Here is an 11,396-nt window from a genome sequence, read left to right as displayed (position 1 = left end):
CTCGCAATCGTTCACGCGCGTCACATGACCACGCCGCCGTTGGGGCTGAGCGTCGCGCCCACGTAGTAGTCCCCCGCGGCGGAGACGAGGAACAGCACGGTCTGAGCGATCTCGGCCGCCGACCCCCAGCGGCCGGCCGGGATCCGCCCGCGGGTCTCGTCGTTGTACGTCACCGGATTGGCCATCAGCATCGGCGTCTCGGTCATCCCGGGCGCTACCGCGTTGACGGTGATGCCATCGCCGATCAGCTCCCGCGCCAGTGCGCGGGTCATCGCGAGCACGCCGCCCTTGGCCGCGCAGTAGTGGATCAGTCGCGCCTCGCCGGTGAACGCGAGCTCCGAGGAGATGTTGACGATCCGCCCCCATGAGCGGGACACCATCTGCGGCACCACGTACTTGCAGCACAGGTAGACGCCCTTGAGGTTGGTGTCGACCACCCGGTCCCACTCGTCCTCGGCCAGCTCGGTACAGGGCGCGCGGGAGATGACCCCGGCGTTGTTGATCAGGATGTCGATCGGGCCGAGCGTGCGCAGTACCTCCTCGGCCATGCCGGCGACGGCGGTCGCGTCGCGCACGTCCGCCTCGACCTCGACGGCCTGGGCGCCGTACTCCCGCGCCAGCGCCACCACCCGGGCGGCCTCTTCCGGCCGGCCGAGGTGGTTCACCGCGACCGCGGCTCCGGCCCGGGCGAGGGCGAGCGCGCTCGCGGCGCCGATACCCGTCGCGGCCCCGGTCACCAGGGCCACCCGCCCGGCCAGCGGCGCGCGGTCCGTCGACGTGGACGGGTGCTCACCCATGGCGGGCCGCCAGCAGCGTCGCGGTGACGGCGGCAAGTCCGTCGACGCCAGGCTCGCGAAGCAGTCCGTAGTGATCGGTCCGGGCGGGATGCGTGCGCACCGTCCCGCTGGTCCACTCGGTCCAGCCCCGGGTGGGATCGGCGCCGTCGGGCTGGTCCTCGGTTGCCCAGACGAGCGTGATGTCGCCGTCGTAGTCGCGCGGCGGCCGGTAACCGTTGATCGCGCGCACGTGGGCGGTGAAGACGTCGACCAGCGCCGCGAGCGTCTCCGGGTCGTCCTCGGCGCTGACCAGCGACGCGGCCACCGCCCGCGACCACACCAGGTCGAGCCGCCGCCTCGGCGACAGCGCGGCGAGCTCGCTCGCGTCGACCGCGAGGTCGACGCCGCGGGCCCGGCCCCAGTCGGCGGCGAAGTCCGCGACCAGCGACGCGTCGTCGAGCGCTCCGCCGCGTTGCCAGTGCGGTGCGTAGCTGTCGAACGCGACCATCGGCACCCGCACGCCGGTGCGGTCGCGGATGACCCGGGCCATTTCGAAGGCGACCAGCCCGCCCATCGACCAGCCGCCCAGGACGATACCGCCGGGGTCGGGGTAGGCGGCGAGGACCGCGTCGACGTACCGGCTCGCCATCGCCGCCAGCTCGGTCAGGGGCGCGGCGCGACCGTCCAGGCCGGGCGCCACCAGCCCGTCGACGCCGTGGCTGTGGTCGATGCGCTCGATGAGCCCGGCGTAGCACAGCACGTTGCCGCCGACCGGATGTACGAGTACGAGGACTCGCCCGCCCCGGCTCGCCCGCAGCGGGACGAGCACACCTCGTGCCTGTTCGGTCTCGCCGACCAGTTTCGCGAGCCCGGCCACGGTCGGCGTCCGGAAGATCGACCAGGCTCCGACGGCGACGCCCGCCTCCTGCTCCAGGCGGCGCATCGCCTGCAGCGCCAGGAACGAGTGGCCGCCGAGGTCGAAGAAGTTGTCGTGGCGCCCGACCCGGTCGATCCGCAGTACGCGGCCGAAGATCTCGGCGATCGAGCTCTCCAGGCCCGGCAGGGGTGCCACGTAGGCCGCAGCCACCTGCGGCCGGGCGCCGTCCGGCTCGGGCAGCCGGTCCCGGTCGAGCTTGCCGTTGACCGTCAGCGGCCAGGTCCGCACCGCGACGAACGCGGCGGGGACCATGTACGACGGCAGCCGGCCGGCCGCGTGAGCCCGCAGGGACGAGATCGCGTCAGCGTCATCGGTCTGCACGTAGGCGACCAGCCGCTGGTCGCCGTCGCCGAAGTCGCGCGACAGCACCACGCTCGCCCGCACCGCGGGATGGTCGGCCAGGACCGTCTCGATCTCGCCCGGCTCGATCCGGAAGCCGCGAATCTTCAGCTGATCGTCGGCGCGACCCAGATACTCGAGCTCTCCGGCGGGTGTCCAGCGGCACCGGTCGCCGCTGCGGTACAGGCGCGAGCCGTCGGCGGCGAACGGGTCCGGGACGAACCGCTGCGCCGTCAGCCCGGGCGCGCCGTGATATCCGCGGGCGACGCCTCCGCCACCGACATAGAGCTCGCCCGGCACACCGGCAGGGACGGGTCGCATCGCCGCGTCGAGCACATGGACGCTGACGTCGTCGAGCGGCCGGCCGATCGGGCTGCGGTGCGCGGTCACATCGGCCGGGGTGAGCGGTCGGATCGTGGTGTGCACGGTCGTCTCGGTGATGCCGTACATGTTGACGAACCGGGGACCGCGCCGGCCGAAGTGGTCGAACCACTCGCGCAGCTGGACCGGTGCGAGCGCCTCACCGCCCAGCACGACCAGGCGCACCGCGAGCCGGTCGGCGAGCTCCAGCGCGGCGGCGCGCAGCTCCCGCAGTGCCGACGGCGTCTGGTTGACGACGGTGACCTTCTCACGTGCCAGCAGCTCGGCGAACTCGTGCGGTGCCCGGGCGACGGCCGATTCGACCACGACCAGGGTGCCGCCGAACGCGAGCGCTCCCCAGAACTCCCAGACCGAGAAGTCGAAGGCGTAGGAGTGAAACATCGTCCACACGTCGCCGGGCCCGAAGTCGAAGTCGGCCGCGCTCGCCTGCAGCAGCCGCACGACGTGGCGGTGGCTGACCGCCACACCTTTGGGCCGCCCCGACGAACCCGACGTGTAGATCACGTACGCGAGGTTGTCCGGGGCCGCCCGGCCGGGTGGGGCATGACGGGGGCATGCCTCGATCTCCGCGGCCTCGGCGGTGATGTCCACGATGCCGGTGGTGCCCGCGACCCGCCCGGCCAGCGCCGTCGTCGTCACCGCGATGGCCGCACCGGCATCGGCCACGATCAGCCGCAGCCGCTCCGGTGGGGCGTCGGGGTCCAGCGGCAGGTATGCGGCCCCGGCCTTCAGCGTGGCCAGGATCGCCACGATCTGCTCGATGCCGCGGTCCAGGCAGATCGCGACCGGCGTCTCCACCCCGGCTCCGGCCTCGATCAGGCGCCAGGCCAGCTGGTTCGCTCGTGCCACGAGCTCGCCGTAGCCAAGCTGCCGGTCACCGGCACGCACGGCGACGGCGTCGGGCCGGCGGCGGGCATGGGCGTCGACCAGGTCCGGCAGGACTTGCGGCACCCGGTGCACGACCCGCGCCGGCGGGCAGGGCAGCTCGTCGTCGTCTCGGGCCAGGCTGAGTACGGACAGGCGCCGCCCCGGATCGGCGAGCGCGTCGTCGAGGAGCGTGCCGAAGTGGTGGGCGAGCCGCTGGACCGTGGCGCGTTCGAAGACGTCGGTGCTGTACTCGAGCAGCACGACCGCGGCGTCATCGTCCGGCCAGATGTGCAGCGAGAGGTCGAACTTGGCGTTGACAACGGTCACCTCGGACGCCTCGGCGGTGAGCCCGTGCAACGCGAACTGGCCACCGGGGGCGTTGTGCACCGCCAGCAGGACCTGGAACAGCGGTGTCATGGCCGGGTCGCGGTCCGGCCGCAGCACCTCGACCAGGTGCTCGAACGGCACGTCCTGAGCCTCGAATGCCTCCAGCGCGCGCACCCGGGTGCGGGCGAGCAGCTCGGCGAAGGTCGGATCACCGTCGAGGTCGCCCCGCAACACCAGCGTGTTGACGAAGAAGCCGATGATCGGCTCGAGCTCGGGCCGGACGCGACCGGCCACCGGCGAGCCGACGCAGATGTCGGTCTGCCCGCTGTAGCGCGCCAAGAGCGCCTGGAAGGTGGCCAGCAGCACCATGAACGGTGTCGCGCCGGCAGCCGTGGCGACCCGCTCCACGGCGCTCCACGTCCCAGCGGGCAACCGGTGCTGCTCGACCGCGCCGCGCATGGATCGCTCCCCGGCTCGGGTCCGGTCGGTGGGCAGGGCGATGGTCGGCGGCGCGCCGGCGAGCCGGTTCTTCCAGTAGTCGAGCTGGCGCTCATACCCGCCGCCCTGATGCCGGCTGCGCTGCCAGGCGGCGTAGTCGGCGAACTGGATCGCGAGCTCGGGCAGACCGGCGGCACGGCCGTGCAGGAACCCGTCGTAGAGCGCGGCGAGCTCGCTGAACAGGATCGACGTCGACCAGCCGTCGAAGGCGATGTGGTGCACCGTCATCACAAGCACGTGATCCTGCGGCGCGAGGCGCAGCAGGCGCGCGCGCAGCAGCGGACCGGTGCGCAGGTCGAACGGGCGACGCGTCTCGGTATCGATCATCGCCGGGACGGCCGGCTCCTGCGGCGTGCCCGGCACCTCGTCGACCGGGAGGTCGAAGGGCTCCGCCGGCGCGACGATCTGCGTCAGCTCGCCGCCGGAGTCGTCGAAGCCGGTGCGCAGCGATTCGTGCCGGCGCACCAGTTCCTCGAATGCCCGGCGTAGCGCCGACACGTCGAGCGGCCCGCGCAGGCGCTCCACCGCGGGGATGTGGTACGCGGCGGTCTGCGGCGCGATCTGCTCCAGAAACCACAGTCGTTGCTGGGAGTACGCGGCCGGGAACACCGCCGGCCCGTGCGCCGGCCGCGGTTGGGCGACCACCGGCTCCTCGGTGACACCGTCGGCCGGCTCTCCGGCCGGTGCCTGCGCCAGATGCTCGGCCAGCGTCGCGACCGTCGGCGACTGGAATATCGTCCACAGTGGAAGAGCGCGGCCGGCCGCCTGGCGCAGCCGGGCGGTCACCCGGGTCGCGAGCAGCGAGTGGCCACCGAGTTCGAAGAAGTTGTCATGGACGCCGACCCGGGCCAGGCCCAGCACCTGGGCCCACACGTCGCTGATCAGTTCTTCCTCGGGGGTGCGCGGCGCGACGTACGCCTCGTCCATGGCGCGGTGCAGCTCCGGTGCCGGCAGCGCGGCCCGATCGAGCTTGCCGTTGCGGGTCAGCGGCATGGCCCCGATCGTGACGTAGTGCGCCGGCACCATGTACGACGGAACGATGTCGCCGAGGTAGGTGCGCAGCTGGGACGCGGTCGGCGCGGTCGGGCCCGACGCCACGAGGTACGCCACGAGTCTGCGGTCACCGTCGATGTCGTCGCGGACCACGACGGCGGCCTCGCGCACCTGCGGGTGGCGGATGAGGCCGGCCTCGATCTCCTCCAGCTCGATCCGGTAGCCGCGGATCTTGACCTGGTGGTCGGCCCGACCGAGGAACTCCAGCTGTCCGACGTTGTTCCACCGCACGACGTCTCCGGAGCGGTACATGCGCGAGCCGGCCGGCCCGAACGGGTCGGGCAGGAAGCGGTCCGCGGTCAGGCCGCCGCGGTTGAGGTAGCCGCGGGCCAGGCAGTCGCCGGCCAGGTACAGCTCGCCCCGGGCGCCCTGCGGAACGGCGCGCAGTGCGGCGTCCAGCACGTACACCCGCGATCCGCCGATGGCGTGGCCGATCGGCGGGTGCACCGGCCAGGCGGTGGTGTCCTCGGGCAGGGGGTACGACATCACCACGCCGGTCTCGGTCGGGCCGTAGTGGTTGTGCAGCCGCCGGCGCGGGTCGCGCTGGAAGAACCGGGCGAACTCCTCGCTGATCACCAGCTGTTCCCCGGCCTGCGCGATGTCGGTGAGCTCCGGCAGCGAAAGGCCCTGCTGGCTCGCCGCCGCGAGCACCGACTCGATGACAAGGTTCGGGGCGAAGAGCACGTTGATGCGCTCGTGCTCCAGCCACCGGGCGAACGCGAACGGGTCGCGCCGGGTCTCCTCGTCCACGATCGACAGACACTGTCCGGACAGCAGGGTGCCGAGGATTTCCTGGACCGACACGTCGAAGGTGAGGGACGTGAACTGGGCCACCCGCCGACCCGGCACCGCGGGCATGGCCTGCGCCTGCCATCGCAAGACCCGGGACACCGCCCCCGCGCACATCGACACACCCTTTGGAGTGCCGGTCGACCCGGAGGTGAACAGCGAGTAGACCGGACTCTGCGAGGTGAGCTCGCCGCGCCGTTCGGACTCGGACGGGTTGTGGCTGGGCGCGGCGAGCACCCGGGCCAGGGTCGGCTCTTCGTCCAGGCACAGCCGCGTGACGCCGGGGTGATCGGGCACCGCGGCCGCGACGTCAGTGCTGAGCAGCAGCACGGCGGGCCTGGCATCGGCAAGGATGGTCGCGATCCGGGCCTGGGGCAGCGTGACGTCGATCGGCAGGTAGGCGCCACCCGCCTTGATGATGCCCAGAATGGCGGCGATCTGCCCGGTGGAGCGGGAGACCGCGATGCCGACGTGGCTCTCCGGCCCGACGCCGGACTCGATCAGCAGGTGCGCCAGGCGGTTGGCCCGCAGGTTGAGTTCCCGGTACGTCAACATGTCCGGGCCACAGCGCACCGCGACCGCGTCGGGGGTGCGGGCCGCTTGCTCCTCGAACTGCACGGGCAACGCCGGCGGCAGCGGCGCGACCGGTGCGCCGGCAGCGCCCCAGTCATACACCAGCCGCCGCAGCTGCGGCGGCGTCACGACGCTCAGCTCATGGAGGTCGCGCTGCGGGTCTTCGACGATCCCGCGCAGCAGCAGTTCCATGCTGTCCATGAAGCGGTGGATCGTTTGCCGGTCGAACAGATCGGTGCTGTACTCCCAGGACATCGTCATGCCGTCGGCACCGCGCCACGCCATCACCGTGAGGTCGAACTTCGCGACCGTGAGCTCCGGCTCGATGATCTCGATGTCCAGCCCGGGCAGGCTGGCGCCGTCCTCACTGGGCGCGTTCTGCACGACGAACATGACCTGGAACAGTGGCGAGTGGCTGATCGTGCGCTCGACCCCCACCGCGTCGACGACGTGCTCGAACGGCACGTCCTGGTGCTCGTAGGCGACAAGGCAGGTATCGCGCACCTGGGCCAGCAACGAGCGGAAGCTGGTGGCCCGCGACATGTCGGTGCGCAGCACGAGCGTGTTGGCGAAGAGCCCGATCAGGGGCTCGAGCTCCGGGCGCACCCGGCCGGCGACCGGCGTGCCGATGCACAGGTCGCTCTGCCCGGTGTGCTGGAACAGCAGCACGTCGAACGCCGCGAGCAGGAGCATGAACTCGCTGACCCGCTCGGCGCGCGCCAGCGCCCCGATGGCGTCGGCCAGGTCGTCGGGCAGCCGGCGGATCTCGCTCGCCCCGGCGACGTCGCGAGCCCACGGCCGGGCCCGGTCCGTCGGCAGGTCCAGCACCTGCGGTGCGTCCGCGAGCTGCTGCCGCCAGTACTCCAGCTGGTCCCGATGACGCTGTGCCTGGTCTGGTTCACGCTGCCAGAGCGAGTAGTCGAGGTACTGGATCATCAGGTCGGGCAGGGGTTCGGTCGTGCCGCGCAGCCGGGCGGCGTACAGCGTCTCCAGCTCGCGCAGGAACACCCCGATGGACCACCCGTCCGCCACGATGTGGTGGAACACCGCCGAGAACACGTGCGTACGCTCGTCGACCCGCAGCAGGCAGGCACGCAGCAGTGGCCCGGTGGTGAGGTCGAACGGCCGGCGCTGCTGCTCGTTGAGCAGGTCGCGCACGGCGGCCGCGCGGGCGTGCTCCGGCCGGTCGGTCAGGTCGATGACTGGGACGTCCACCGCGCCCGGCGGTGCGACGGCCTGCTGCGGCTCCGGCTCGCCGGCGGCGAACGTGGTGCGCAGCGCCTCGTGCCGCGCCACGATCTCGCCGAGTGCCCAGCGCAGCGCCTCGTGGTCGAGCTCGCCGCGCAGCCACATCGCCAGCGGGAGGTTGTAGAAGTATCCGTTGGGAACCAGCTGGTCGAGGAACCACAGCCGTTGCTGTGCGTACGACGCCGGCACCACGACAAGGTCGGTCTCGTGCTGTTGATCGACTGACATGTAGGCCCCCATCGCTAGGTCAGCGCGGCGTGCTCGTGTGGTGTCTCACCGGGCCGGTGCGACCGCGTCCGGTAGCGGCCCCGGTCGACCCGCTGGATCGGCGTGGCCCCGCCGCCGCTCGGCTGCGCCAGCAACCGGTCGAGCTGCGCGGCCAGCTGCTCCACTGTGGTCGCGACGAACAGCGTGTTCACCGGCACATCGACCTTGAGTGCCTCCCGGAGCCGGGCCACGACGCGGACCGCGAGCAGTGAGTGCCCGCCGAGGTCGAAGAAGTCGTCCCGGACATCGATCAGGTCCCGATCGAACACCGCTCGCCAGGCCCGCACGACTACCGCCTCGGTCGGGGTGCGCGCCGCGACCACGCCCGTTCGGGGCGCTGCCGGGCCGGGTGGCGGCAGCGCGCGGCGGTCGAGCTTGCCGGCCGTGGTACGGGGCAGCTGTGGCAGCGCTACGAAGGCGCTCGGCACCAGATAGTGCGGCAGGACCGCGGCAAGCCGGCCACGCACAGCCGGCCAATCCGGCTCGTCGCCGGCCGGCACGCAGTACGCGACGAGTTGGCGGTCGCCGGGCCGGTCCTCGCGCACGATCACCGCCGCCTCACGGATCGCGGGGTGCGCGAGCAACGCCCGCTGCACCTCCGCCGGTTCGATGCGGTGGCCGCGCACCTTGAGCTGGTCGTCGTCTCGACCGAGGTACTCGAGCACGCCGTCGCCGCGCCAGCGTGCGACGTCCCCGGTGCGGTACATCCGGGCACCGGCGGTCGGTGCGAACGGATCCGGAACGAACGCCGCGGCGGTGAGGCCGGGCCGGTCGAGATAGCCCCGGCCCACCTGCGCGCCGCCGATGTAGAGCTCGCCGGACAGGCCCATCGGCTGGGGCCGGCCGGCTGCGTCGAGGACGTACACGCGGCTGCCGGTCGCCGGCCGGCCGATCGGCACGCCGTCGCCCGGGGCGCACTCCCACCGCGTCACGTCGATGGCGGTCTCGGTTGGGCCGTAGTGGTTGACCAGCGGCGCGTCGAAGCGGTCTCGATAGGCGCGCTGCAGCGACTCGGTGAGCGCCTCACCGCCGGTCATCACCAGTCGCAGCGACGCGCAGCGCCCCAGCGTCGCCGGCTGCTCGACGAACCCCTGCAGCAGCGACGGAACCACATGCAGCACCGTGACGCCCTCGGCATCCATGTGGCGCATCAGCGCCGCCGGGTCGCGATGGCTGTTCGGCGGCGCGAGCACGACGCAGGCTCCCGCGATCAGCGGCCACAGCAGTTCGCGGACCCAGTCGTCGAAGCTCGGCGGCGTGCGGGCCAGGACGCGATCGGACTCGTCGAGCCGGTACGTCTCCTGGACCCAGGTCAGGTGCGCGACGATGCCGCGATGGGTGTTCATCGCGGCCTTCGGGTGGCCGGTCGAGCCGGAGGTGAACAGCAGATAGGCGAGGTTCGCCGGGACCGTCGCGGCGTCGACCGGCGCCCCGGGAGCGGCGGCGATCCGCTCCGCGTCCAGATCGACGCGGACGAGCTCGATCCGCCCGCCGTCGTCGAGGCCGGCCGGTTGCGCATCCTGGCTGGTGACCACCAGGCGCAACCGCGCGTCGCGGGCCAGCGCGGCCACCCGCTGCGGTGGGTGTTCGGGATCCAATGCCACCACCGCGCCTCCGGCGCAGAGGATGCCGACCAGCGCGATCACCTGCTCCGGTGAGCGCGGCAGGCACAGCCCGACCGCCGTCTCCGGCCCGACACCCCGCTCGCGCAGGTACCGCGCCAACTGGTTGGCCCGGCGCATCAGCTCACGCATCCGTAGCTGCTGACCCTCGTATCGCACCGCCACGGCGTCCGGGGCGTGGGCCGCTCGGGCGGCGATCAGCTCGTGCACGCACTGTTCGTCGCGGACGGGGGCCGGAGGATTGAGGGCGAGGACGCGTTCGCGTTCCGCCGCGTCGGCCAGTTCGATCGACGAGATACGCGCGGACGGATCGCCCAGGCCCAGGCGCAGGACCCGTTGCAGGTGACGCGCAAACCGCTCGATCGTGGCAGGTTCGAACAGGTCGGTGCGGTAGCCCAGCGTGGCCCGGATGTGGCCGGCGGAGTCGTCGATGTCGAGCATGAGGTCGAACTTCGCCTCGCCCGCGTCGACCCGCTCGACCTCCACCCGCAGCCCTGGCATCGCGACCACCAGGTCGTCGGTGCTGGCCACGTCGACCATCACCTGCAGATACGGGGTGTAGCCGGCACCGCGGTCCGGCCGCAGCCGCTGAACCAGGTGGTGCAGCGGCAACTCCTGGTGTGCCAGGGCGTCGAGCACGGTCGTGCGCACCCGCACCAGGTGCTCGCCGAAGGTGAGATCGCCGGACAGGTCTGCCCGCAACAGCACCGTGTTGAGGAACATGCCGACCACGGGCTCGGTCTGCCGCTGCGTGCGCCCTGCCACCGGCGTTCCCAGCACGATGTCGTCCTGGCGGCAGTAGCGCGCCAGCACGACCTGGAACGCCGCGAGCACTGTCATGAATGTCGTGGTCCGCTGCTCCCGGGACGCGTCCCGGATGGCGGCGACCACGTCGTCGTCGAAGCGGAAGTGGACCTCGGCGCCGTCGAAGGACTGCTCCGCCGGCCGCGGATGGTCGGTGGCGAGGTTCAGATAGGACGGCGCCCCGTCCAGCCGGGCCAGCCAGAACCGCAGATCCCGCTCGTACTCCGGGCTGCCGAATCGTTGCTGCTGCCACGCGGCGTAGTCGCCGTACTGGATGTCGAGCCCGGCGAGCCGGGGCGGACCCGCCTGCACGCCGGCGCGGTAGAACTCCGCGAGTTCGCGCAGCGCCACGCCCATCGACCAGCCGTCGGCAACGATGTGGTGCAGGGTGAGGACGAGGACGTGTTCGTCGGTCGCCACCCGCACCAGCGTTGCCCGGAACAGCGGGCCGGTCGCGAGGTCGAACGGTTCCCGGGCGATCCGGCGCAGCGTCTGCGCCAATTCCGTCTCGCGGCCGGCTCCGGGCCGCGCGGTCAGGTCGGTCACGGCCAGGTCGACGCTCCGGGCGGGGCCCACGAGCTGCGTCACGACGCCGTCGACCTCACGGATCGTGGTGCGCAGCGACTCGTGCCGGGCGACCAGCGCGGTGAGCGCGGTGCGCAACGCGGCCACGTCGAGCGCACCGCGCAGCCGCAGAGCGGCGGGCAGGTTGTAGGCGGCGGTCGGCCCCGTCGCAACATCGATGAACCACAACCCCTGCTGCAGCGAGCTGGCCGGCGCGGAGGCACCCTCGGCCCGCCGAGGGATGACCGGCCCCGAACGGCCACCGCCTCCGCGAAGGCGACGGAGAAGCTCGAGTCGCTGCGCGGAGGCGGTGGATGCCGAGTCAGCGGTCACGGCCTCGATTCTAGGTAG

The 11,396-nt window shown here is 72.3% G+C and carries 3 protein-coding genes; all 3 read right to left on the bottom strand.

Annotation, left to right across the window (positions count from 1 at the left end):
- Window positions 1-20: 20 nt before the first annotated feature.
- The 3 genes from ABT297_RS17665 to ABT297_RS17655 are packed head-to-tail and all read right to left on the bottom strand — an operon-like array spanning window position 21 to window position 11,378.
- Window positions 21-797, bottom strand: a complete 777-nt coding sequence (locus ABT297_RS17665) for an SDR family oxidoreductase (protein ID WP_350550290.1) — start codon at window positions 795-797, stop codon at window positions 21-23.
- Window positions 790-8,016, bottom strand: coding sequence for a non-ribosomal peptide synthetase (locus ABT297_RS17660; RefSeq protein WP_350550287.1), 7,227 nt, complete (start codon window positions 8,014-8,016; stop codon window positions 790-792). The genes ABT297_RS17665 and ABT297_RS17660 overlap by 8 nt, the downstream gene beginning before the upstream one ends.
- Before the next feature lie 14 nt (window positions 8,017-8,030).
- A complete protein-coding gene (locus ABT297_RS17655) occupies window positions 8,031-11,378 on the bottom strand; it encodes a non-ribosomal peptide synthetase (RefSeq protein ID WP_350550285.1) in 3,348 nt (1,115 codons plus the stop codon).
- Between the last annotated feature and the right edge of the window lie 18 nt (window positions 11,379-11,396).

The sequence above is a fragment of the Dactylosporangium sp. NPDC000555 genome, assembly GCF_040300025.1.
Lineage (GTDB): Bacteria > Actinomycetota > Actinomycetes > Mycobacteriales > Micromonosporaceae > Dactylosporangium.
The sequence above is the reverse complement of the archived record's forward strand: the minus strand, read 5'-3'. Positions and strand labels throughout refer to the sequence as shown.

Coding starts and splice junctions, on each gene's coding strand:
- ABT297_RS17665 (WP_350550290.1), bottom strand. CDS start 797: ATGGGTGAGCACCCGTCCACGTCGACGGACCGCGCGCCGCTGGCCGGG.
- ABT297_RS17660 (WP_350550287.1), bottom strand. CDS start 8,016: ATGTCAGTCGATCAACAGCACGAGACCGACCTTGTCGTGGTGCCGGCG.